The sequence below is a fragment of the Parashewanella spongiae genome (genome assembly GCF_004358345.1).
Classification (GTDB): Bacteria; Pseudomonadota; Gammaproteobacteria; order Enterobacterales; family Shewanellaceae; genus Parashewanella; species Parashewanella spongiae.
In genome coordinates this window covers 1,771,721-1,797,937 of record NZ_CP037952.1, presented here as the reverse complement: position 1 = coordinate 1,797,937, position 26,217 = coordinate 1,771,721, and the positions used below count along the sequence as shown (strand labels likewise).

General features: G+C 38.8%; 19 protein-coding genes. 13 read left to right on the top strand and 6 right to left on the bottom strand.

All coding sequences use genetic code 11. The annotated features are described in order from the left end of the window. Positions 1-90: 90 nt before the first annotated feature. From E2I05_RS06885 to E2I05_RS06855, 7 genes are all read left to right on the top strand, one after another. Positions 91-1,698 (top strand): IS66 family transposase, encoded by a 1,608-nt coding sequence (locus tag E2I05_RS06885; protein ID WP_133309534.1) that lies wholly within the window; start codon positions 91-93, stop codon positions 1,696-1,698. Between the two features lie 387 nt (positions 1,699-2,085). Further along, positions 2,086-2,388 carry an IS66 family insertion sequence element accessory protein TnpA gene (gene tnpA, locus E2I05_RS06880; RefSeq protein ID WP_133309533.1) on the top strand — a complete coding sequence of 101 codons (303 nt, stop codon included), beginning with the start codon at positions 2,086-2,088 and terminating at the stop codon, positions 2,386-2,388. Further along, entirely contained in the window at positions 2,385-2,732 is a 348-nt protein-coding gene (gene tnpB, locus E2I05_RS06875) for an IS66 family insertion sequence element accessory protein TnpB (protein ID WP_133309532.1), read from the top strand. The genes tnpA and tnpB overlap by 4 nt, the downstream gene beginning before the upstream one ends. Before the next feature lie 96 nt (positions 2,733-2,828). Beyond that, entirely contained in the window at positions 2,829-4,409 is a 1,581-nt protein-coding gene (gene tnpC, locus E2I05_RS06870) for an IS66 family transposase (protein ID WP_133309531.1), read from the top strand. A gap of 343 nt (positions 4,410-4,752) precedes the next feature. After that, complete coding sequence (locus E2I05_RS06865; RefSeq protein ID WP_121852842.1) at positions 4,753-5,127, top strand: hypothetical protein; 375 nt, start codon at positions 4,753-4,755, stop codon at positions 5,125-5,127. A 44-nt stretch (positions 5,128-5,171) separates the two neighbouring features. Next, on the top strand, positions 5,172-5,528 hold the full coding sequence (locus E2I05_RS06860) for a hypothetical protein (RefSeq protein ID WP_121852841.1): 357 nt from the start codon (positions 5,172-5,174) through the stop codon (positions 5,526-5,528). Next, entirely contained in the window at positions 5,525-5,977 is a 453-nt protein-coding gene (locus E2I05_RS06855) for a hypothetical protein (protein WP_121852840.1), read from the top strand. Before E2I05_RS06860 ends, E2I05_RS06855 begins: the two co-directional genes overlap by 4 nt. A 431-nt stretch (positions 5,978-6,408) precedes the next feature. Here the strand turns inward: E2I05_RS06855 and E2I05_RS06850 are convergent, their stop codons facing one another. Beyond that, entirely contained in the window at positions 6,409-7,302 is an 894-nt protein-coding gene (locus E2I05_RS06850; protein ID WP_121852839.1) for a hypothetical protein, read from the bottom strand. Positions 7,303-8,236: 934 nt separating this feature from the next. Between E2I05_RS06850 and E2I05_RS06845 the strand changes: the two genes are divergently transcribed. From E2I05_RS06845 to E2I05_RS06825, 5 genes are all read left to right on the top strand, one after another. Then, positions 8,237-9,436, top strand: coding sequence for a hypothetical protein (locus E2I05_RS06845; protein WP_121852838.1), 1,200 nt, complete (start codon positions 8,237-8,239; stop codon positions 9,434-9,436). 719 nt (positions 9,437-10,155) lie between these two features. Further along, a complete protein-coding gene (locus tag E2I05_RS06840) occupies positions 10,156-11,247 on the top strand; it encodes an efflux RND transporter periplasmic adaptor subunit (protein ID WP_121852837.1) in 1,092 nt (363 codons plus the stop codon). A 122-nt stretch (positions 11,248-11,369) separates the two neighbouring features. After that, entirely contained in the window at positions 11,370-14,618 is a 3,249-nt protein-coding gene (locus E2I05_RS06835) for an efflux RND transporter permease subunit (protein ID WP_121852836.1), read from the top strand. Then, entirely contained in the window at positions 14,615-17,665 is a 3,051-nt protein-coding gene (locus tag E2I05_RS06830) for an efflux RND transporter permease subunit (RefSeq protein ID WP_121852835.1), read from the top strand. The genes E2I05_RS06835 and E2I05_RS06830 overlap by 4 nt, the downstream gene beginning before the upstream one ends. A gap of 84 nt (positions 17,666-17,749) precedes the next feature. Next, a complete protein-coding gene (locus tag E2I05_RS06825) occupies positions 17,750-18,610 on the top strand; it encodes an MBL fold metallo-hydrolase (RefSeq protein ID WP_121852834.1) in 861 nt (286 codons plus the stop codon). 52 nt (positions 18,611-18,662) lie between these two features. Here the strand turns inward: E2I05_RS06825 and E2I05_RS06820 are convergent, their stop codons facing one another. The 5 genes from E2I05_RS06820 to E2I05_RS06800 form a co-directional block, all read right to left on the bottom strand. Continuing rightward, positions 18,663-19,382 (bottom strand): lipopolysaccharide kinase InaA family protein, encoded by a 720-nt coding sequence (locus tag E2I05_RS06820; protein WP_121852833.1) that lies wholly within the window; start codon positions 19,380-19,382, stop codon positions 18,663-18,665. Between the two features lie 645 nt (positions 19,383-20,027). Continuing rightward, the gene (locus E2I05_RS06815; RefSeq protein ID WP_121852832.1) at positions 20,028-20,204 is read right to left on the bottom strand and encodes a Trm112 family protein; all 177 of its coding nucleotides are present in this window, start codon (positions 20,202-20,204) and stop codon (positions 20,028-20,030) included. A gap of 224 nt (positions 20,205-20,428) precedes the next feature. Then, complete coding sequence (gene lpxK, locus E2I05_RS06810; RefSeq protein ID WP_121852831.1) at positions 20,429-21,403, bottom strand: tetraacyldisaccharide 4'-kinase; 975 nt, start codon at positions 21,401-21,403, stop codon at positions 20,429-20,431. After that, complete coding sequence (gene msbA / locus E2I05_RS06805; protein WP_121852830.1) at positions 21,403-23,211, bottom strand: lipid A export permease/ATP-binding protein MsbA; 1,809 nt, start codon at positions 23,209-23,211, stop codon at positions 21,403-21,405. The genes lpxK and msbA overlap by 1 nt, the downstream gene beginning before the upstream one ends. 39 nt (positions 23,212-23,250) lie before the next feature. After that, entirely contained in the window at positions 23,251-25,530 is a 2,280-nt protein-coding gene (locus E2I05_RS06800; protein WP_243641048.1) for a DNA internalization-related competence protein ComEC/Rec2, read from the bottom strand. Between the two features lie 40 nt (positions 25,531-25,570). Here E2I05_RS06800 and E2I05_RS06795 point away from each other — a divergent pair, with 40 nt between their 5' ends. Then, entirely contained in the window at positions 25,571-26,074 is a 504-nt protein-coding gene (locus E2I05_RS06795; protein ID WP_121852828.1) for a DUF2062 domain-containing protein, read from the top strand. The last annotated feature ends 143 nt before the right edge of the window (positions 26,075-26,217 follow it).

The window sequence follows — 26,217 nt, the reverse complement described above, 5'->3', positions numbered from 1 at the left end:
ATCGCACTTACCGGTTGATTATTTTATTTATCGGATCATACTGCCCGCCGAATTCATTTTTCCTATTCGCCTAAGCTGGACTGTCCTTTAATGAGTAAACCGTTTACTGATATCGACCACAACGCGCTGGAAGCACTGATAGTTCGTGTTACTGAAGCCAAAGAGCATGAATTAGCACTGTCTCCAGAAGATTGTCAGTTGTTACTTGATGCCTTAGTGACGTTATCGACGATGCAGCAACGATTAACCAATCACGATGTCACCGTGCACAAATTGCGTAAGTTACTTGGCATTGAAAAGTCTTCAGAAGCCTTGTCTCGTGTCAGTAAAAGCAATAAAGGAAGCGGTAAACACACTGCGGGTAAAAATCGTAAACCCAAAGAGAGCGATGAAGATTTCACTCCCGCTAAGCCAGTTGTGATAGTGCATCAGAGTACAGATGTGAAAAAAGGTGATAACTGCCTAGAGTGCCACATGGGTAAAATGTACAAAACCGACCCAGGCAGTTTACTGCGTATCACAGGGCAAAGTCCGTTTAAGCCAGAGCAGCATGTCATGGAGCGCTTTCGCTGTAATGCTTGTGGCGCTTACGCTACCGCCGCTTTGCCAGTTGAAGTGTTAGCCGACGGGAGCGAGCAACAAAAATACGGCTACTCAGCTCGGTCATTAATGGCCATACACAAGTATTTTGCCGGGTTGCCGTTTTATCGCCAAGGGAGCATTCAAAAGCTGCTTGGTGTCAAAATCACTGCGTCTACTGTGTTTGACCAAGTTGAATATGTGGCCAATGATATTTACCCTGTTTATCAAATGTTGGTTAACCTCGCGGCCGATGCGAAGCATTATTATCTCGATGACACGACTCACCGAATTTTGGATGCTACGCCAATAGAAAAACCGGTGCGTAACAGTGACAAGACACAAATGCGCAGCGGCGTGTACACATCAGGTGTTATTGCGACCACTCAAGCCAATGATAGTATCGTGTTGTTTGAAACTAATATTGGTCATGCTGGCGAATTCATCGATAGCCTGTTGCACAAACGCGGTACTCATCAATCTAGGCCGATAATGATGAGTGACGCTCTGGTCAGTAATCGCCCTACGGTAAGAGAATGTCTGCTGTCATTGTGTAACAGTCATGCCAGACGACAATTTGTTGATGTCATTAACCATTTCCCCGATGAAGTCGAGCACGTACTGACACGTTATGGTGAAATTTGGGCTTACGAGCAGCACACTAAAGAGCAAAAGTTTACGGCAACAGAAAGGCTGAGTTACCATCAGCAACATTCGTTGCCTGTAATGAAAACCATCAAGCAGTGGTGTACAACACACCTTAACGATGAAACAGTTGAAGAGAATAGTGGTTTAGGTAAGGCGATGCGATATTTTGTCAAACACTATGTTGGCTTGAGCTATTTTTGCCACTACGAAGGTGTATACATCGATAATAACCGTATCGAAGCCATGTTAAAAATCATCGTTCGTGACCGAAAAAATGCGATGTTCCATAAGACGTTACTTGGCGCTACGATTGGTGATGTCATCACGTCAATGATTGCAACAGCAAGTGAAGCTGGCATCAATGTGTTTGAGTATTTCACATTTTTACAGAGAGAGAAGGATAAAGTGAAAACCAATCCTGAAGAATACCTACCGTGGAATTATCGAGAAACAGTCGGCACTGAAAAATAATATAGCTGTAAAAAATGGACTTGGGCTAATCGCCTAGGTCTAGCTTTACCTGAAATAAATTAGTTTTTCACGCTATGCTGCCGTAAGCTCACGGTTCATCGTGATACAGATGGTTCTCTCTTAGATCGGAGAACAGCGATCAACACGACTTCATGTCGCACTAAAGACTCATACTGAGTAATAAAGAATCATACTGGGCAATAAAGATTCATACTAAACAGCTTGAAATGATGATATTTTCAATCCTTGCTAACACACACTTGCTCCTTTCCAAGTTAGCGACGCCAATGCGTAGCGATACTATGTAACCGTGCAGTAAACCCCATCTTTTCAGAGTAAAAACCATCCCTTAAAATCTTTGCCACTTTTCAACTATTGAGACGCGGCATGACAAACCGAAAAACACCTGAACAATGGCAAGCTCTGGTAAGGCAGCAAAGCGAAAGTGAATTAACCGTTACCGCTTTTTGCCGCAAGTATAAGTTGGCCATCAGTTGCTTTTACACTCACAAAAAAAAATCGAAGCAACAATCAAGTTTTACTCAAGCCGTTGTTACTACTGCATCAGCTCCCCCCATTCCAGCTCAACAGCCAGTGATCAAACTTGAAACCAAGATAGGTGATTTAATTTTCCCTGCTCAAATACCTCCTCAAATTATTATCGATGTCATCAAAGGATTGCAATCATGATTATGTTTCAACAATTGCCCAAGGTGTATTTATACCGTGACTTCATTGATTTTCGTAAATCGATTAATGGGTTAAGCGCCGTTGTTGAACAACAAATGGAATTGCCTTCTACCGATGGCAGCGTGTTTGTGTTCTGCAACAAAAACCGAGATAAACTTAAAATCCTTTATTGGGATAAAACAGGTTTTGCGCTTTGGTATAAACAACTGGAAAGAGACAAGTTCAAGTGGCCAGCCAAGATTGATACCGAGCAGATGGTGCTTTCTGAGCAGCAATTTCACTGGTTACTTTCAGGTTACGATGTCGTTGGTCATCAACAAGTTTTTGTTGAAAGTTATTGTTGAAAGTTATTGTTGATTGATCGCTAAAACGGATGTTGATTTCATTAATTAGATCATTGTTATCACCTATTAACACTCGGTTTTTGGTAAAATAATGCCATGACCAAAAGTATCCAATCTTTACTCGACGACAACGCCTTACTCCAACAATTACTGTTGAAGCAACAGGCTTTGCTTGAGAGTAAGGACAGTGAAATTGCAGAGTTAAATCAATCATATCAAACCTTACTGGAGCAATTTCGTTTAGCTCAGCATCACCGCTTTGGTCGAAGCAGTGAAGTTTGTGAGGCTCAAGGTGAATTGTTTAATGAAGCTGAAACTCTGGTTGAAGACGATATTTTAGAAGCTGATACCACACCTGAGCGAGAAACCACTCCGCCAAAGACAAAAGAAAAGCCTAAACGCAAACCATTACCTAAACACTTACCACGTGTTCAAGTGATCCATGACATTGATGAAGCAGACAAACAGTGTGACTGTTGCGGTCATCAGCTTCAACAAATGGGCAAGGATGTCAGTGAAAAACTGGAGTTTATCCCTGCTAAAGTTAAAGTTATAGAAAATATTCGCTTAAAGTACAGCTGCCAGCATTGTGAGAAAAGCGGTACTCAACCCAACATCAAGCAAGCATCTGTGCCTAGCAGCCCAATACCAAAAGGTTATGCTACGCCGAGTTTGCTCAGTCAAATTATCACCAGTAAATATCAATATGCCTTACCGCTTTATCGACAAGAAACCATGTTCAAACAACATGGTATTGAAATCAGTCGACGCACCATGTCGGACTGGATGATGAAATGCGGTGCGTTATTTAAACCCTTGCATCAACGGTTGAGAGAAATACAGCTCTCACAACCCGTGATTCAAGCAGATGAAACTACGGTAAAAGTCATCAATGATGAACGAGCGAAATCGTATATTTGGGTGTACTGCTCAGGTGCTGATTCACCAGCATCGAGTAATGTCGCATTTAAAGGTATTCCCATCATGCGTAATATCGTGCTGTTTGATTATCAAAATGGCAGTCGCTCAGGTGCTTGTCCATTGATGTTCTTGGGGGATTTTAATGGTTACCTGCAAACTGACGGCTATGCGGCTTATCAAAAGGTTAACGCTGAGCTTGTCGGTTGCTGGGCGCATGCAAGAAGAAAGTTTATTGAAGCTCAGACAGCGCAAGGGAAAACCAAAGTTGGTAAGGTCAATGTCGCCATCAGTTTCATTCAAAAACTGTATGCAATAGAGAAAAACATTGCTGACTTATCTGTTGATGAAAAAATGAAAAAAAGACAAATTAAGTCCGAACCTATCTTGGCAGATTTTAAAGCTTGGCTGGATAAGTCAGCACTGCAAGTATCAAGTAAAGGCAAACTAGGTGAAGCCATTACTTACAGCTTAAATCAGTGGAGTAAATTAAAACGCTACACAGAAAGCGGCCTGCTGAATATCGATAATAATCGTGCAGAGCGAGCAGTGAAACCGTTCGTCATCGGCAGAAAAAATTGGTTGTTCAACATCAATCATAAAGGCGCTGAAACCAGTGCAATGCTCTACAGCATAATCGAAACTGCAAAAGCTAACGGTCTAATTCCTTTTGATTACATCAATCATTGCTTAGAAGAACTCGCAAAATCACCGACCGAGCTTGAAAGCTTGCTGCCATGGAATGTTAAGCTGGGCTAGATGTAGTTCAGCGGACGTTCACGATACTATTTCTAATAAATAATCTTTAAAAATCATATCCTTTCGACAGACTATTTTGTAACAAAGCAGACCTAATAATTAACTTTCATAGGGGTTCGTGCTATAAGTTTGCCTCAAGTGCTGTTGTAGTGAAAACTACCATTTTTTGCCTAGATAATTGGATCTTTCAGGCTGTTCGCACTGAATCGGTGGTGAGTCGGTTTTGGGTCTGCGTCCAAGATAAGTTATGATAAATCCATTATTGATTGATTTTTGATATTGGATAACGCACAGTCGCATTTACACTGGTATACGTAACTAATTTATACATAAAGGGATATTCATGAAAGCTGGTTTTATTTTAGGGTTAGTTATTTTTTTAAGTTTTCTTTCTGGCTGTGCAACATCTAATTATTCGGTTGGTAAAGAATTTGCCAGCGAAAAGGTTTCTCAAATAATTAAAGGTAAAACTACAACAGCAGACCTGCTTACAATTTTTGGTGAACCATATTCAAAAACCGTATTATCATCATCTGATGAAAAATGGATTTACATGCACTCCAAAGGTACAGCTAAAGCCCAAAGTTTTATTGTTTCTATGGAAGTTGAGACAACTGGTACTCAAAAAATACTCGATATTTTAATATCTAATGGTGTAGTTGCAAATTATGCTTTTACACATAGTGAAAGCCCTTACTCAACAATAAACGTCAACTAACCTCAGGTGCAATATATTAGTTACTTCATATTTAGGAATGAAGATTGAACAATTTGATTTTAAAAGTAGTTTTTTTGGTTGGCTCTTTATTATGCCTTTTGCTATTAATCTTAGTTTCGTTAAATTGCATAGATAGTAGTGTTATTTCTACATTCATAACTAAGTATAAGCAGGTTTTTTCAGTAATTGCAGGTTTCGGGATTTTAATGGGAGTATTGGTTTCATATCAAAGGCTGTCCCAGCAAGAAATTGTAATAGATATACAAAGTAAAAATCTTGAAGAGCTTAAAAGTAATAATCAACTTTTAAGATACAAAAATCATATTGATCACTATAGAAAAAACCTTAAATACATTGAAAGTGGTATATTGAAGGAGTATCAATTCAAGAGAGGTCTATGACCGCATACCATCGATTTTATAGCTTCTCTAAACTTGGGAATTTTGAATTAAACCAAGATTTTTATCAGGAATTATCTAATGAAATTGACTTCCTTATATTGCTATTGACAAATTATGAATCAAAATTTGAACTAAAAAATGAACCACTTCATCGTTTTGTTGATATATGCGTGTCTGCAAATAGAATTCTAGATTCTATTGGTATGAAGTGTGATTTATATGTAAGGGTTACAGATGATGACGGAAGAATATTTCCTTTTGAAGTTTATAAATTTGTATCAACGTGTTTTAAAGTTCTTGTGACACTTTTTGATGGTGAACTTGGAAAGTGGACTAATATAGCAACAGATTTTTCTAATGTTAACTACAACTCAACAATGGATGATAGCGTTTGCCATGATGGTAAATATTGTCCTGAATATCTGTACCTTTTAACTGAAAACCTTTAGTTAAAAAGGTACCTAAAGAAATAATTAGTTATTTAGTTTAAAAACCTATTTACCATAACGCCCCGTTGTGCGCAGCTCTACTCGCATCGAGTGTTGTAAGTGTAAGCCCTAAGTTGTATTTTTAGGGCTAGTCGTGGCTTTCAGTAATTTGATGTTAATAATTTGGTTTTAGAGATACTTTTTCTAATGCAACCTGTTGATATTGTTTTGAAACCGAAACTCGTTTATATCCAGAAATGGTTTACAGGACGAAACACGGAAATGCCCCAATCCACGTAAGAAAACCTATCCATTGCAATACTATTTATAGTGACCAACCAAGGCCAAAACTCAATACCATTAGTGACAATTCTGTTTCAAGTTCATTTGAACGTGTTGAATTATAGATTATTTTTTGCAGTTCCTGCTCGTGACACCTAATTACTCATGAATTAATAACTGCTCGAAGTATTAGTCTTAGGCATCTCAATAATATCCCAATCCTCTTCTTTAGCGGCATCAATTAGCGCTTGAGCATATGTGGGTGGAGGAGGCCTGTATGCGTACTCTGGTTGCTGATGTGACTGATACGATTGGTGCCCACAAGGTATTTGCGCAAGAGGAGGGGCGCTTGGGAGCACTTCTTGAGCATCATCACTATAAGTAGGTTGTGTTTCTGCGCTAGCAGTTGATGAAATAAAGTTTTGTTGATCTTGCTCTCCATTCAACTGAAAATGACAAGCAAGTGCAAAATCACTATCAGCATCTTGTGGCTCTGTGGTAGCAGCCAGTGGTGGTATTGCGGTAGTCGATAAGTGAGAATTTGTTTGTGGTTCACTTAGTTGAATATAACCATCGAGCTTTGATTTGCTCGAACATCGAACTTCATTAAGAGTACTCGTAGCAGCGATAGATGATGTAGAGTTTGAATGCTGAGACAGTTCAGAGTTTTCAGAAAAATGCAGTTGGATAGCAAAGTTAAAGTCTGTTTCTTTTTGAGTTTGATTTGGGTGCCTATGAGCATCAAGTTTTCGAAAACAATCTTTAGAGTGAGCATTAATATCTTTATATTTGACTTTTTTTTCGCACTCGATACATGATAATTGTAGGTGTTTTAAGGCTGAGCTCAGCTCAGTCTGGATTCTGGTGCTAACTGTATACTTTTGATATTTACCTATGCATTCAAGGCAACGATTACCCATAGTGTTAAAGCATTGCTCACAGGCGCTATGTTCCAATTTTTCACAAAAACTAACCATAGCTAGCCTGCTGTGACAATGGATACAATCACGAATAACAGAATCTTTCGTTATTTCTATTAACCAATGATTTTCGTTTATTTTCACTAAACGAGTTCCTAATTGACTGTTAGGGGTATTTTCATTGAAATGCCTTTGGTTCGTCACAGATGTTAGATAAGAACTCGTTGCCATAACTTGTGTTTTTTATTGGGTAAAGAATATTACTGTTATACATCTGGCTAGCTTAAATACAATGAAATAAGAATAAATATTAATCTAGAGCTTATCTGATACTGGAGCGCAAGAGCATGAATATCGGATACTAACGGCGAATTAACATCTTAACTTCGCTCGTTGAAATCTTTCATTGAGCTTTTGGCCTCGAACAAATAACTCCTTTAGATTTCTTATCCGAGTCAGTAATATGCTTTTTTGCCCAAAAATGTATAGGGGATGAAACTTGGTTATGTCCAATAATGTGTTTCGTTCGGTATGATTCTTTATTACTTCATTTTTCTAGTCAAAATGCCTTTAAGAGCAAATCAGTATGAAACTTAAGCTTTTGATAGCTCAAGTTTCAACGTATTAATCAGCTCTACAGAGTAATCGAGGATGAATCTTTATTGCCTGACTACAAAAGAATACTTCTCAAAATTGTCTTGACGTAGCAATGTAATAACGACAGTTTTGTATGTCGGTAACAACTATGCCTTCATCAATTTCGATTGCACTTTGAGCACATACATAGCTCTGAGTTGAGCATTTAATTACTGTAATTGTACTACCAACTTTATTTGCAATTCAATCTCATATTAACTTCAAATAAATTTATAATTAAACTTAGTTAGCAAAAACAATCTAACCCCATAAAAACACTTAGTTTTTTTGAAAATTAAGTATAATTTAACAATATAAAATTTAAAAAGAGGTTCTTATTCATTAATATATGCGCGAATTATCTTTTGTTGATGGTTCGAAATCATCATTTAACATTAAAAATAGACATAGGAGAGGTCTGGACTTACATAGGATTAATCAAATGAGTGTGGGTGAAATAGCAATCAATCTAAACACTGGTGCAATAAATAGTTTGGATATTCTTTCTTCACAGAACCAAGACAGTAATGATACCACCAACGTAACATGCCATATATCTCCTAAAAACCACAAGGTTACACTCAAATTTAAGTTCTGTACTGAAAACGACGGACTTAAAATAATTCCTTCCTACGAAGGGAATTCAAAAGATATCATACAGGCCTCAACATCTATCGCGGCAGCATGGAATCAGCTATGCCAATTAAAGCTTCAACAGCACAAGAAGGCCAATCAAGATAAAACTTATTATTCTGAAATTTTAGCACTTTATAAAATTTCACCCGTAGAAAGAGATCAAATGCTTTGTGCCTTTCTTAATCCAGTTCAGAAAACATATGAATTCAAAGTAGAATCAACTTGGCTTCCGGTGGATTTTCCCTCTTCACCACAACAAACTAACGACATAGGTTCCGAAGAAGAAACATTAATTTCCATGTCTTCCAGTGATGAAAGCGAAGGCTCTACAAGTACTTCTTCAGTTGAAAATGAAGAGATTGAAGCATTTGAAGAATTCAACGCTGACGAAATTCCTAAAAAATCTGAAGTGCATTTAAGTGTTCATTCTAGTTCTGAAAGTAGAATATCTGTATTTCGAAAAAAGATGGGGAGTAAAATAAAATCACATAATCCTCAAACAACTATTATTGCAAATACACAAGAAATTAACAGCGCAATTAGTGATAGAGTTTCATTAGACAGCACCAGTGTTTTGAAATTAATAAAAGAGCACGACATCGATGCTTCAGAATTAAAATCAACCTTAATAACCCTTCAAAGTAAGTTGCTTGAAAGTAAAAAACAAGAAGTGTGGTTTGTGCCTATCGGTTTATCGAAATGCGGAATGTTTGATAGCCAACATGCTGTTCTTGCCATCATAAAAGTCGACAGCTTTTGCGTAGTGGAATCAAAGAGATTAAAGCACCATTCAGGTGTAAAGACTCTTAGAACAAACTTCCAAGCAGTTAAAGATACTACCAATTGCACCCGATACGTGGCATACACAGCTATTTACTTAATCAAACACTTGAAAAATTATCCTGACGATTATGATAAAATTTCTGAACTCGTTAAAAACATGACAGAACCAAACCAGCAAGTACTTGAAGCTATATTTGATGAGCTTATCCCTGATGAGTTATGAATACTTTATAGAGCTCATTACATCCCTAGAACACATCAAAGCTCATGAATACAAGTAAATTTTTTACCACCTATATCAAGTCTAAGTACCTGACCATAAGTTTCTTAAGATTTTCTAGTGCCCAGTTTCAGCACTCTACGGTGTTGCAACTTCGGTTACATAGCTACGGCTATGCGCCCTACATTGCGTCTTGTATAGCACTAAACCTGAACACAATAATTATCAAAGAACTTATCGACAGGTACTTATAATCCTGAATAAATCGGTTGGGAGCATTCATACACGCAGAAAAAAAACTGATAGCAAGGCATGAATAGCAGCAAGTAGTGGTTACCGACATACAAAACTGTCGTTACTTCGTTTCTACTTGCAAAATTTATAACGCAGCTAGCGGTGATTTTGGCAAGTATATGAATGTTCAGCACTCACCTGATAGGTGCATCTGGGCTGTTTAATTTTGTGCCTAATTTCAATAAATTAAAGTTAAATTGTACGTTCAACCGATTTATTTAAGATAATAAACAAAATACTATCAACACATTGCAAAACTAACGGTTGGTGAAATTCATCAAATAGTTTTTATAATCACTAACTAATTATTAACACCACCATATAACCAATCAAATAAAACACACTAACCCATTGTAATAACTCAGCAATCACCAGTTGGCACAATCCTAGCTTAATAAAGAAAAATTATATTGAACAAGGGATTTGAAATGGACAACTTTGGCAAAACGGCTCGCTCCTACTCACTCATTTTAGCGATAGCCCTATCCGGCGCACTAACAGCTTGCAGTAAAGGGGATGCAGAAGAAAAGAAAGAAGAAACTTATGCGATACCCGTTGAAACTGCAATAGTCACCACAGGCGATGTTGGTTCTTTTTATAGCACCACAGCTACATTGGAAGCACCAGAAGAAGCTGAAGTTGTTACCCGTGTTGCGGGGCTTATAGAACAATTACATACCGAAGAAGGAATGCAAGTTAAAAAAGGCCAACTATTAGCTACTATTGATTCTCGTCGTCAACTCTATCAATACCAACAATCTGAAGCTGAAGTAAAAGTAATTGAACAAGAGCTTGAACGTTTGAACAAAATGACAAACAAGCAATTTATCAGCGCAGACTCAATATCTAAACTTCAATACAATCTACAAGCTGCAACCGCTCAACGAGATTTAGCTAAGCTTCAATTAACTGAAAGTGAAGTTCGTTCGCCTATTGATGGCGTTATAGCCAAACGATTTGTTAAAGCCGGTAATATGATTAAAGAATTTGAGCCTCTTTTTCATGTTGTCCGCCAAGATGAGTTGCACGCTATTGTTCACCTACCCGAGCAGCAACTTTCTAATTTAAAAATTGACCAGCAAGCTTCAGTCAGCAGCACTTTAAACCCTGATTATCGTGCAAGTGCGAATGTTATTCGTATCAGCCCTGTTGTCGATGCCACAAGTGGTACTTTTAAAGTTACGTTATTGCTGCCAAACGCTGACAACCAATTTAAGTCAGGCATGTTTACTCGTACCGAATTACAGTACGACACCCATCAACAGGTAACTGTTGTTCCATATAACGCACTGGTGAATCAAGACAACAATTATGCAATTTATGTCATTGATAATGGTAAAGCTAACCAGAAAGATGTGACCATTGGTTATCAACAAGACGGTTTGGTAGAAATTTTATCTGGAGTAAACCTCGGCGAACAAATTGTTATCCGCGGTCAGCATAATCTTAAAGATCAATCAGATGTCGAAGTTATAAACTCAGCTGAAGTTGCAGCAATTCAACAACCCGTGAGTAAATAGCCTTTATAAGAATAATTTGATGTCACTCCTGTAGCCACAGGAGTGAGCTCACCAACGCTATTAATTAAAAAATCTCTGACAACCAAATTTTTGAGTTAGACAAAATAGGCAAGGAACATTATATGTCTTTAATTGCTACATCAGTGAAGCGGCCCGTAACAGTGTGGATGTTCATGCTGGCCGTTATCCTTTTCGGAATGGTTGGTTTTTCGCGTCTTGCAATAAAACTACTTCCAGATTTAAGTTACCCAACACTAACTATTCGTACTTTATACGAAGGTGCAGCCCCTGTTGAGGTTGAGCAACTCATTGCTAAACCAATAGAAGAAGCCGTCGGAGTAGTAAAAGGATTAAGAAAAGTAAGTTCGGTCTCACGTGCGGGTATGTCAGATGTGATTCTTGAGTTCGAATGGGGAACCAATATGGATCTCGCCAGCTTAGATTCACGTGAGAAGCTTGATACCATTGAATTGCCATTAGACGTAAAAAAACCTCTGCTATTACGCTTTAACCCAAATCTCGATCCCATCATGAGACTAGCTTTATCTGTACCTGACGCCTCTGATTCAAAGCTTAAACAAATGCGCACCTATGGTGAAGAAGAACTTAAACGTAGGCTTGAAGCACTATCGGGTGTGGCTTCGGTACGTTTATCTGGCGGTTTAGAGCAAGAAGTACATATCGAACTTGATCAAGACAAATTAGCTCAACTAAATTTGAACGCTGAAGATATTAAAAACCGCATTGCCGCTGAAAACTTAAACCTTTCCGCAGGTAAAGTTGTTCAAGGAGAAAAAGAATACTTAGTTAGAACACTCAACCAATTCAATAACCTGAATGAACTGTCTCAAGTCATCATTTATCGCGATGAGCAAAAGCTTGTTCGCCTTTTTGAAGTCGCAACCATCACCGATGCTTTTAAAGAGCGTAGCGATGTCACTCGTATCGGCAATCAAGAATCAATCGAGCTTGCTATCTATAAAGAAGGTGATGCCAATACTGTTGCTGTCGCCAAACGATTAAAATCTGAGATTGAAAAACTCAATAAGAATCCAAATTTAGGTGAAATAAACCTGATTTACGATCAATCAGAATTTATCGAAAGTGCCATCAACGAAGTCACTTCTTCGGCATTGATTGGTAGCTTGCTGGCCATGTTAGTTATCTACTTATTTTTAAGAGATATTGTACCTACGATTATTATTTCATTATCAATTCCACTCTCTGTTATTGCTACGTTTAACATGATGTTTTTTTCCGGTATCAGCTTAAATATCATGTCACTCGGTGGCATTGCTCTGGCTGTTGGTTTGTTAGTTGATAACGCCATCGTTGTGCTCGAAAACATTGACCGATATAAAGCCAAAGGAATGAACCGAGTACAGGCAGCCATTGCAGGCACAAAAGAAGTTTCAGGCGCAATATTCGCATCAACACTCACAACTCTTGCTGTATTTTTGCCTTTAGTATTCGTCGACGGCATTGCAGGCGCTTTATTTTCAGATCAAGCCTTAACGGTAGCTTTTGCTTTATTAGCTTCATTGTTAGTCGCTTTAACTGCCATCCCTATGCTGGCATCACGTCAGGCACTAAAGGCTCCTGAGACACAACACATTGAACCAGAGCCAGTACCAACAACTCGTATGGGTAAGTTTTGGTTTTACACCAAAAAAGTCTTGTTTGCCCCTCTTGTGCTTATATTTAATATACTCCCAGCATTTTTACTTACCTTCACTCTAGCTTTAGGACGTCTGGTAGCTTGGTGCTCTGGCATGATATTAAAACCCACCACAATAGGGTTTAATTTTGCGTATCGACAAATCGAGCATGGTTATCATGCGCTACTTAAAGGCGCAATGTCACAAAAATGGTTAAGTTTGTCTGTAGCTATCGTTATTTCTGTTGCCTGCGGTAGTCTTTTGCCTCGATTAGGGATGGAGCTCATTCCCCCAATGAATCAAGGCGAGTTCTATGTTGAAGTTCAATTACCACCTGGTACTGAAGTATCGCAAACAGACAAAGTTTTGCAGCAGCTTGCAAATTCTGTTTCAGACCACCCTCAGGTAAAACATTTATACAGCCAAGCGGGAAGTGGCGGACTAATGTCATCTGATACGAGTCGTGGCGGAGAGAATTGGGGACGTTTGCAAGTCGTTCTTAATGACAGCCATGCATACACTACGGTCAGTAATGTTTTACGCAAAGCTACACGTGTTATCCCTGAGCTTGACTCAAAAATTCAACACCCGGAGCTATTTAGCTTCAAAACACCGCTAGAGATTGAATTAAGTGGTTACGACTTAAGCCAATTAAAACAAACGGCCAATACACTTGTTACTGCGCTTTCTGAATCAAATCGTTTCACAGATTTAAATAGTAGTTTACGTGATGGCCAGCCAGAATTAAGCATTGAGTTTGACCATTCTCGAATAGCAGCCCTAGGTATGGATACTCCAACTATCGCCAACCGTATTGCCAGACGCATCGGTGGCACAGTTGCGAGTCAATATAATGTTCGTGATAGAAAGATTGATATTCTGGTAAGAAGTAAACAGGACGAGCGAGATCAAATTAGCGATATCAGTTCTATGATCATCAATCCAAACGGTAACCGCCCTATTCCACTTAGCGCTGTTGCAGATGTTAGTTTGAAATTAGGTCCATCAGCCATTAATCGAGTTGCTCAACAACGTGTTGCTATTGTTTCTGCGAATCTAGGTTATGGTGATTTAGCTGAAGCGGTAGCCGATGCCAAAATAATATTAGCTAATCAATCATTGCCTGTTTCAATACAAGCACGCTTTGGTGGTCAAAATGAAGAAATGGAACATTCATTTCGCTCATTACAAATTGCTTTAGCTTTAGCTGTATTTCTTGTCTATCTCGTCATGGCAAGTCAATTCGAATCTCTGCTTCATCCGTTATTGATTTTGATTGCTGTACCAATGGCGGTGAGTGGCAGTATCTTAGGCTTGTTTGTTACTCAAACACATTTAAGCGTCATTGTGTTTATCGGCCTAATTATGTTGGCTGGTATTGTCGTTAATAATGCCATTGTACTCGTAGATAGAATCAATCAGTTAAGGCAGCAAGGTAAAGAGAAAACAACAGCAATCATTGAAGCTGCTCATTCGCGTTTGCGTCCAATTCTAATGACAACACTCACCACATCATTAGGTTTATTGCCAATGGCAATTGGTCTGGGTGATGGTGCTGAAATCAGATCGCCAATGGCGATTACCGTAATTTTTGGCTTGATACTTTCAACATTACTTACTCTTGTTGTTATCCCTGTGCTTTATGCATTGTTTGATAACAAAAAGTTTGAGACTAATGAGCCTGCAGAAGTGAATGCGGAGGCGGCGCAATGAATTTAACCAAACTTGCACTTAAACGCCCTGTCACCACCAGCATGTTCTTCGTTGCCATTCTATTATTTGGAATGGCAGCAACACGGCTATTACCACTGGAAATGTATCCTGGTATTGATGTCCCTGAGATCAATATCAATGTTCCCTACAACGGTTCTACACCTGCTGAAGTTGAGCGAGAAATCACTCAAGTATTAGAAGAATCATTAGCCACAATGACGGGCATTGACGAAATGCGCTCTGACTCTGATCAGAATGGCGCCAATATTCGACTCAAGATGAAATGGGATGAAAATGTAGCGACTAAAGGCTTAGAGGCCCGTGAAAAGATTGACGCAGTCAGCCACTTGTTACCTGACGATGTCGAGCGAATATTTGTTCAGCAATTTTCAACCGCTGACATGTCAATATTGACGATACGCATTTCAAGCCAACGAGAACTTTCTGGCGCGTTTGATTTACTGGATAAGCAATTAAAACGTCCACTTGAGCGTATTGACGGGATTTCGCGAGTTGCACTTTATGGGGTTGAAAAAAAGCAAATTGAAGTGAGGTTAAATGCTGAAAAACTGCTGGCGACAGGTATGTCGATGGCTGAACTTAATCGTAAAATGGCTTCACAAAACTTCGTTGTCAACGCAGGTTCGCTTCGGGCCAATAATTCTGTCTATCAAGTCTCTCCTAAAGGTGAGTTTCGTTCATTAGACGACATCCGTAATGTATGGCTGCGCCCTGATTTACGTTTGAGCGATGTCGCAACGATTGGATTTGCATTACCAGAAGCCACTGAAGGTCGACATTTAGATAAAAAGTACGCTGTTGGGCTTGATGTGTTTAAAGAGTCAGGGGCTAACCTTGTTCAAGTTTCTGAGCGTGTTATCAATCTGATTGAAAAAACTAAAAAAGACTCTCAGTTTGACGGTATTAAACTGTATATCATGGAAGACCAAGCTGCCGGTGTGAAGTCTTCATTGAAAGATCTTCTCTTATCTGGATTACTAGGTGCTTTTCTTTCCTTTGGAATTTTGTATTTCTTCTTGCGAGATTTGAAAATGACGCTCGTTATCGTGTCATCTGTACCGATTTCGATGGGGATGACGCTCGCTGCAATGTATTTCCTCGGATACAGCTTGAACATCCTTTCAATGATGGGACTGTTACTGGCGATTGGGATGCTCATCGATAACGCGGTCGTTGTAACAGAAAGCGTGCTACAAGAGCAGGAAAAATCAAAAGATAAAAATGCGGAAGAGGTCATATTATCTGGCATTCATAAAGTGACTTTAGCTGTTTTGGCCGGTACCTTAACAACCGCAATTGTTTTTTTACCTAATATATTTGGTGTTAAAGTCGAGTTAACTATTTTTCTAGAACATGTTGCTATTGCGATATGTATTTCGCTGCTCGCTTCATTGTTGGTTTCTAAGACATTAATCCCTTTATTTTTAAAGAAATTAAACTTTAAACCAAGACAAAAACCTAAAAGTAATAAGCTACAAGTTTGGTATCAACGCTCACTCAATTGGTCATTATCTAGACCAAAGCTATCGGGTTTTATTGCTGTCATGATCTTGGTTTCAACGGCAATTCCTTTAGGCGTGGTTCAAAACAATGGTGGCGGTGAAGGTGACGATAGACTCTTCATTAACTACATGATTGAAGGTCGACACACAGTCGAGGTTATTGAATCACTAGTAACCGAAATGGAAGATTATTTGTATGCCAACAAAGATAAATTCCATATTGATTCCGTATACAGCTACTACAATCCCGAGCGTGGTCAATCTACGTTAATTCTTAAAAAAGATACGAAAGCGGATATTAAAGAGTTAAAGGAAACGATACGAGCAGGGTTTCCAAAATTTTCAATCGCCAAGCCGCAATTTGGTTGGGGACGAGATAATAATGGTGTTAGAATCACTTTAACTGGACGCTCTACCAGTGAGCTGATCCGCATCAGTGAACAAGTTTTGCCTTTGATCAGTAATATTGAAGGACTCGTCGATGTGCGCTCTGAAATTAATGCTGGTCAAAAAGAAATTGTGATTAAAATTGATCCTGTGATGGCATCAAGGTTAGGGGTCGAATTACGTCAAATTGCTCGAAATATATCTATCGCATTACGTGGTGTTCCACTGCGTTCATATCGCCACAACCCAAACGGCGAGTTACGTATCGAGCTGGCCTATGAAAAGGGTTGGCGACAATCTCTTGATAAATTAAAACAGCTGCCTGTATTAAGGATTGGCGAACGCGTTTATAGTTTGGACAATCTAGCAACCATTCATGAACAACCTAGATTGGACAATATTCGGCATTATAACCGTCAAACAGCTTTAACTATTGGTGCCAGTTTAGATGAGCTTTCTACCGATGAAGCAAGAGATAAAATCACCCGTGCTTTGGATGCTGTTACTTTCCCACATGGTTACAAATATTCATTACGCGGCGCGTTTGAGCGCCAAGATGAAGACGAAGCATTAATGGTAACCAATATGCTCTTAGCCATCATAATGATTTACATTGTCATGGCGGCATTATTTGAATCTTTGCTGTTGCCTACAGCCATCATCACTTCAATCTTATATTCCATCACTGGTGTCTTTTGGGCAATGATGTTTACAGGAAACTCAATGTCAGTCATGGCTATGATTGGGATATTAATCCTGATTGGTATTGTGGTAAACAACGGCATTGTATTGGTAGATCAAATTAACCAAATGCAACCTAAACTTAACGCCCTCACCAAGACTATACACGAAGTCTGTATTACACGACTGCGTCCTGTATTAATGACGGTCAGTACAACCATTTTGGGATTACTTCCTTTAGCTCTAGGTGAAACTAAAATCGGTGGCGGTGGCCCTCCTTACTCACCAATGGCCATTGCAATTATTGGTGGCTTGGCATTTTCAACCATGACGAGCTTATACCTTGTCCCTTTATGCTATCAAGCACTTTATCGGATGAGATATAAAGCAGGGATTCAATTATCGAAATCGAACCATAAGGCGAAATCTATACTCTCGTGGCTTCCTGAAAAATAAAATTACAAGTTAGATGAAATAAGAGGCTGTTATTCAGCCTCTTATCTTTTACTCTGGATAAAACTTATACTTAAGGGATAAAAGATGAAACATATCGCTACCGTTTCAGCCGCAATAGCTTTGCTATTTTCCATAAACACCCACGCAGACGATCGCTTCAAAGACATTAAGATTGTCCCTCAAAAACTTACTCATTCAACCTATATGTTCACTGGTGCAGGCGGAAATATTGGCGTTTCTGCAGGTGAAGACGGGATTTTGATTATTGATGATCAATTTGCACCACTCGCCGATAAAATTGAAAAAGCCCTATCAGAAATCCAAGTTGGTGAGCCTAAATATATCATCAATACTCATTATCACGGTGATCACACTGGCGGTAATGAACATTTCAGTCAAAGCGGTACTATTATGGCGCACCACAATGTTTTAAAGCGACTTCAAAGTAACCCTAAAGTTGATCAAAAAGCGTTACCAGTTATTACTTATGATGATGGCATATCAATCCATTTTAATGGCACCACAATGAATGTTGTTCATTTAAAGCCAGGGCATACCGATGGTGACAGTGTGGTTTATTGGAGTGATGATTCAGTCGTTCATATGGGTGATTTATTTTTTAAAGATCACTTTCCGTATGTTGATCTTAAAGGTGGTGGCTCTGTCATTGGTTACCGAGACAATGTTGCTGCCGTTTTAAAGCGCATTAATAAGGATACTAAAGTGATCCCTGGGCATGGCACACTTGCTGCTAAAGATGATTTAATGAAATTCAAAATCATGTTGGATGACAGTATTAACTGGATGCAACAACAATTAGTCCAAGAGCACTCACTAGAAAAAATGAAAAAACAGGGGTTACCTGCATCACTACAAGCATGGAGTTGGTCATTTATTACTGAAGATAAGTGGATTGAAACCTTATATTACGATTTAAAGAAGTAATAGGTTTATTTTAATGGCGTGAGTTATACTAATTTACGCCAATAAAAGCTCATTATACTGTGTATCTAAAATGCCTTAACACCCAGTAAACAGGCTTCGAATCTCGACCACCATTATTCCTAAATGGGAAACTTACATAATATAGCCACTGCCAAGAGCGTAAAAAATCCTGAGTTTGAAGCCATACCCATTCACCTCCGGCGTCTCTATATTGTTGAATCGCTTGTTCTACTATTTCATTTTGAGGACCTAACGAGCGATATAGGCTATGGATATAGAGTACCAAATCACGTACTTTCTTTTGCTCTTCACTGCTTTTGCCGAATTTAGATTCGAAATCAATAAAAGTTACTTGCCCATTGTTCCAACAAATATCTCTTAACGCAGGACGACCATGGTTTAAGCCCATAGAATGTAGCTCAGCCAGCGCTTTACTTGAATCATTTAGGATTTGCTGCATATTGTCTTGTGAAATATCTTTCGAAAGCCAGTCTTTAATCGTTACCCCTGAATCTTCAAGTACAAAAAAATCTGCATCATGGCAAACCATCTTAGGTACGGCAGCATGCTTTCTAGATAATCTCTGTAATGCACACATTTCTCTGCGTAGGGCCTTTTGGGCATTGCCTTTAAGTACACGCATAAAACCTTTCAGTTTTTCTGCCTGTTTGAGCCAATATCTTTGTCCTTGATGTTCAAATTGAAATATCCGTTTCCCCTTATTTAGTTCAAGCATTTGAGCCAGCTTTTGCTCAAAACTCATGTTTACCATAAAACATCAAACCTATTTATAGAGTTTTCTAGGGTCTGTTGATCTTTCAGGATTTAATTTTGTGCTATTTGAGCATTTATCTGTTCAAGGCGTGAGCAGTGATACTTAGCCATCTAAGTGAGCTGGTCACAACACAAAACAGTGAATGCTCAAAAGCATCGAAGACAGCGTAAATTGGTCGCTCTTTCTAAATCAAAGGTGCTGCGTTATCGTTTTCTTATTTGGAAACGAAGTAACGACAGTTTTGTATGTCGATAATAACCAAACCTCACAAACTCTGCCTTGCATAAAACAACCAATTTATCGCTGTAAAAACAATCACGAAAGATCAACAGACCCTAGACAACCAATAAAAAATTTATATTTCGGATTATCTATAACATATTGATGTTTTCAAGTTTTTTTCAACACTTGTTCAGCTAACTCTCATTCTGGGGAATACTTCTAGACGATTGCTTTGTCTGTATTTAAAAACAAGAAAATTGAAAAACATGCCCAATTTATTAATTGGGTCGTTGTATGAAAACATTTCGAACTCAATAAAGTCTTTATCCGATGGTAAAAATCATTTTTAAACAGGAAAAAAAATACCCTCAAAAAGGGTATTTTGATATTCATAAGTCAATCATTTAAAAACCAAAAATATTACTTTTCTTGCCACTGCTCTGCACGTTCAGCCAACAACACTGGAATACCTTCTGTAATTGGGTATGCTAACTTGTCCGCTTTGCAAATGAGCTTTTGGTTTTCTTTTTCATAATCCAGCTTACCTTTACAGACAGGACAAGCGATGATCTCAAGTAATTTATTATCAAATGCCATTATTGATTCCTTTTATTTACGAATTACTGCTTAGGAAAGTTGCGGAAGAAAGTATACCGATGAATTCTCGTCACTCCAGCGCAGGCAGGAAACGAAGTAACGACAGTTTTGTATGTCGGTAGTCTAGTGCCTTTGCTTTTTTCTATAAAAATCACTGGATACCAGCCTTCGCTGGTATGACAAAAATTGGTACTTTCTATATCACTAGTCCCTTAGCCGTGTTTTTAGGTGATTTGTGCTAATTTTTGTAACAACTTTGCATCAAATTTTGGAGTAAGGCGTGCAGCTACTGGTAAATACCACCAATTAGACTGCGCAAACTGGCGACACTTAATTGCATCTTTTTCTGTCATCATTAACGGCTTATCAACCGCTACTTTTAAAAGCTCATCTTGATGATAAATTTGATGATCGGCAAACTCGTATTTCTGATAACAATTAAAACCGAGCTGAGTTAAAGTATTAAAAAAACGTTGAGGGTTTCCAATTCCAGCCATAGCCACAATACTGTCAGACGCTGACAATGTTTTATGATCCGGTTTTAGCGCTATTGGCGCTGAAGGCTCTAATGTCATCAAAAACTCAGTTTTCGATGTATTACCGCCATTAACGATTACAAAATCAACGCTTGAAAGCCTTGATACAGGCTCTCTTAATGGACCAGCTGGAATCAATTTTTTATTCCCTAAACGACGCTCACCATCAATAATTGCAATCTCAATATCACGACCAAGCGCATAATGTTGAAGCCCATCATCACTAATGATCACGTTGACATTGCACGTATTTATCAATGCTTGTGCCGCGTCAACTCTTTTAGCACCAACAATCATGGGAACTTTTGTTCTTGCGAAAATCATCGCTGGCTCATCACCAATGTCTTCAGGTGTATGGTCTTCCGTTACGCTAACTACACCTTCAATTTTTGCTCCATACCCACGACTGACAACACCCGGTGTATAACCTTTTGCTCTTAGCAGCTCGATCAAATGAATCACCATCGGCGTTTTACCACTGCCGCCAGCGGTGATGTTTCCAACAATAATCACAGGCACAGAGACTTTGTGTTGTTTACTCAAGCCAAACAAAAAACTCATTCGCCTAAAACCGCTGATCAGCCCAAACAACCAAGATAAAGGCCACAACAACCATTGCAACCAATGATTTTGATACCAAATTTTATGAACTATGCCCTGCATCAGCTACTAAACTGCATTGAGTAAAGTTTGGCGTAATGACCTTCTTGGGCAAGCAACGTTTTGTGTTCGCCACGTTCAATCACTTCACCTCTTTCAATAACAAGAATTTCATCTGCATTTTCTATCGTTGATAAACGATGTGCTATCACGACTGAAGTCCTGTTATGGCGTAAATTATCTAACCCAGATTGAATGGCTTTTTCTGACTCTGTATCTAGTGCTGAAGTTGCTTCATCTAAAATCAAAACTGGTGAGTTTCGTAAAATTGCACGGGCAATGGCAATTCGCTGACGCTGACCACCAGATAAGAGAACGCCGTTTTCGCCTACTTGCGTATCTAGTCCTTCAGGCAGTTGATCGATAAATTCTAAGGCATGAGCTAATTCAGCCGCTTTAATTATTTGCTCTCTCGTCACCTTGCCCGGATACGCATAGGCAATATTATTTGCAATCGAATCACTGAACAAAGTCACTTGTTGAGAGACCAACCCGACTTGATCACGAAGCGATTTAAGTGAGTAATCATTTACACTCACTCCGTCTAGTTTAATGTCGCCATTTTCGAGACCAGAATAAAATCGAGTAACCAAACTCGCAATGGTCGACTTCCCTGAACCTGAACGCCCAACTAAGGCAATTGTTTTACCGGGTTTAACATCAAGATTAATATCATTTAATGCCAATCTCTCTTGCTCAGGATAACGGAATTTAACATTTTCAAAAGTTAAATGCCCTTTAGCCCTTTCTGTTCTATATTCGCCTTTATCGTCCTCAGCCTTAGTATCAAGAAGCGCAAACACGGTTGAGCAAGCCGCTAAACCCCGCTGGAACTCAGCATTCACACGAGATAAATTTTTAATAGGTTGAAGCATAGATAACATCGCACCAATCACAGCAGTGAATGTACCTGCAGTTAATTCGCTTTTCATGCTCTCAAAGCTGGCGGCATACAACACGAATGCCAAGGCAAATGAACCCAGTATCATAATTACCGGCTGGCTGATTGCTTGAGCAACAGCGAGTTTCATATTTTGTTGACGGTTGACATTGTTTACTTTCGCAAAGCGGGCTTGCTCTGTTTCTTGTCCACCGAAGGCTAATACATTTTTATGCCCTTTTATCATTTGCTCTGTTGCAGCAGTCACTCCGCCCATAGCCGATTGAATTTGTTTCGATACTTTTCTAAAACGACGACTTACAAAGCTGACAACAAAACCAATCATTGGGCCAATAATCAAAATACACAGTGATAATTTCCACGAATAATAAAACATTATCGACAACATACCGAGTACGGTAACACTGTCTCGAACAATTGAGATCAAAGCACTGCCTGATGCCCGTGCGATCTGCTCGGTATCAAAGGTCACTCGCGAAATAAGATTACCCGTGTTTTCTCTATCCATGTAACTTACTGGTAAGCACAAATAGTGATTAAATACCTGCTGTCGCATCACCATAATAAGCTGAGAGCTCATATAGGAAATACAATAAGTTGATACGAAATTCGCAATACCACGCAGCGTAAACATTCCAATCACAAAAAACGGGGCTTTATATAACATATCGCTGCTACTATTAAAGCCTGAATTTTCTGGAATTAACCCTTCAGCAACACTTGCTACTGCTGGAGTCTGTGAGAATCCTTCATCGACAAAAGGTTTAATGAAAAGAATGAAAGTCGCATCAACGACTCCGTAGGTAATCAAACCCAAAACAGCCACTATGAACATGGCTTTCATTGGTGACAGATAGCCAAGCAAACGCTTAAATACAGGACGTAAAGAATCTTCTGAGGTAATTGTCATTGATAACGTACGAATTTGGATAATAACATTATTCTACTCTTAATCATTTAACTCGCCAAACTTAAACAGTTGATTATACCAATATGGTGCAAAATCTGAGCGATATGTTTGATATCGGTATCCATTTTCATCGAAAGTTACAGTAATCTGTCCCTGCAAGCCAGAAACAACAATCTCACTATTTATATTCTTATATCGCTGCATAATCTCCTGCTTAGGAAAACCATAACGATTATTAAATCCAGCAGGCACAAGTAATAACTCAGGTGAAACAGCTTTTACAAACTCAGGAGATGATGATGTACGACTCCCGTGATGAGGGGCAATCAACACATCACTTTTTAACTCTGAACTATCATTCAAAAGTGAATATTCGGCGTATTGCTCAATATCACCGGGCAATAATACGCTATTTCGGCCATCTGTAATTTTTATTACGCAAGAACCATCATTCCCTTCAAGTTGGCTATTTGGCCATAAGATAGTGATCTCTAATCCCTGCCATTCAAATTGCTTTGGGTAGCAGTTCTGAGTCGGATCAAGTTTTTCTGCATTGGCAATAATTTCACTGTTAGGAAATTGTTTCCTCAACACGGCCAGTCCACCTGCATGATCATTATCGCTATGACTGATGACAATATGATCAATCTCTGTCAGTCCAACTGAGTTCAAAAAAGGCACTATAGCTCGTTCAGCATAACTGAAGCTTTCCCCGTAAGCCGCTCCGGTATCATAGATAAACCCTTTGCCATTTTTTTCAACTACCACTGCCAATCCTTGTCCAACATCGAGTAAATGAAGGTTCCAACTGTTTGATTGAGAAATGAGAATTTTACCTAGATTGAAAAGTAATGGCAGCATCAGTATTAGTGACATCCATTTGTATTGAGTCTTATGAATGATCGCGAAGCTAATGATTGCAATTAAAAAAAGGACTGATGGAATAATTAATACTTCAGAGAAATGAACCCAACTGAATGGCAACTTATGGACTTGTTCGACTATCCAGCTAAAAGGTTGAAGACTTAAATCTGTCAGCTCAAAGCCGTAATCCCAGTTCAATCCTAACAATCGGCCCACGCACCAAATAATAAGGCTAATGAAAGCTAAAGGAATGACTACAACACTAAACCAAGGTACCACAAGCAGGTTTACCCAAATACTGTGAACACTCATTCCACCAAAAAGTAATGCACCTAACAGCCCTAAACCAATAGATAAACATAACTGAATGAGTATAAATTGCTTTAGACGAACTCTAATTTTTTGATAAGTATTTTTCCCTATAGAACGAGACTTTTGATAATGACTGATACTTAACAGAATAAGTGTTAGAGCCGTAAACGAAAGCCATAGCCCAGCACTAAGCACTGCTAATGGATCAATAATAAGAATAACAAACAACGCCATCAACAATCTTTCCCATGGCGACGAAAAACGCCGAAATAGAGCAAGTCCCATGACAACAAGCAACATAATTAATGCACGCTGAGTTGCAATAGCAAAACCAGCTAAATACGCATAGAATAAGGCACCAAAACAAGAAACAACAATTGCGAATACTAAATTTGACTTCCCTTGAGCCTGTCTCAACCGCGTCATAAACCAAAACGAACACAAAAACAGCCACGCACTTATCACTGAAAGATGTAGCCCTGAAATGGCAACTAAATGCCCAGTTCCGCTTTGCCGTAATGTTTCCCAGCGATGGTTTGAAAACTGAGATTTATCACCTAAAAGCAGAGCCAACATTAAGTCACTATTATTGAATTTACCAAGCGCTTTACTCAAGCTAAAAAGAAGTTGCTGCCTCAAGCTTTGTTGTTCACCGGTAAGTTCCGCACTTTTCACATTAGCTTTAGCAAAAATATGTCGACTCAGATAATACTTTTGTTGATTAAAACCGCCTTTATTTAATATCCCAGTAATACTTTTAGGCTTTAATTGCCATTGGTACACTTGCCCAACTTTTACGGTTTGCGTAGTTCGCCAAGAAATCCTGAGTTTTTTTCTGGGCAAAAAAGTTACATTTGGTTGAATTAACGCAATATCTGCTGAAAGCCAGTCGCTGTTTTGGGTGACAAGTGATATGATTTCAGCTTTAACTTTGAGTTCATTTAAGTCGTTTTTTGTTTGAAAACTCAATAAGAAGTGGCTGTAAACACTAAGCCATAAGAGTGAAATTATGGCGCCAGAAAGCAGCCATACTCGGTAATAGAGAATAATAGCTAACAACATTATTACTGGGACAAAAAATTCAAACGGCAGCAGCGAATGCCAAAAAATCGCTGATAATGAAGTGGCACAAAAGCCAAACATAAATCGATTCATTACATTAAGTTAAACTAGCAGTAGCATTATGCCAAAGAAATTTATTGAAAAATTTATGCCAGACCCTCACAGCATCCGTGAGCATAAACATTTAAGGATATTTGGGAGCTTGCTCCACAATCCAAACTTGTGGGCATTAAATCGAAAATCGGCACCTGGAGCATTTGCCGTTGGCTTATTTTGCGCTTGGACTCCTATTCCTTTTCAAATGATCATGGCAGCGGCTTTAGCCATATTTTTTAACGTTAACCTGCCGTTATCAGTTGCATTAGTTTGGCTTACTAACCCATTTACCATGCCATTTCTATTTTATGCGGCTTATTGGCTTGGTACTAAACTACTCAATCAACCGATTGGAGAATTTACGTTTGAACTAAGCTGGCAATGGTTAGAACATTCTTTATCAACCATAGGCCCTCCATTCTTACTGGGTTGTTTAGTATTAGGTTTCACATCGTCAATTATTAGCTACTTTATCATTAAACAGTTATGGCGCTTTTCAGTAGTAAATCGCTGGAAGAGAAGAAAGTAAGGGGAACAACAAATCGTTCTCCCGTCTAGGGTCTGTTAATCTTTCGTGATTGTTTTTGCAGCGATAAATTGGTTATTTTATGCAAGGCAGAGTTTGTGAGGTTTGGTTATTATCGACATACAAAACTGTCGTTACTTCGTTTC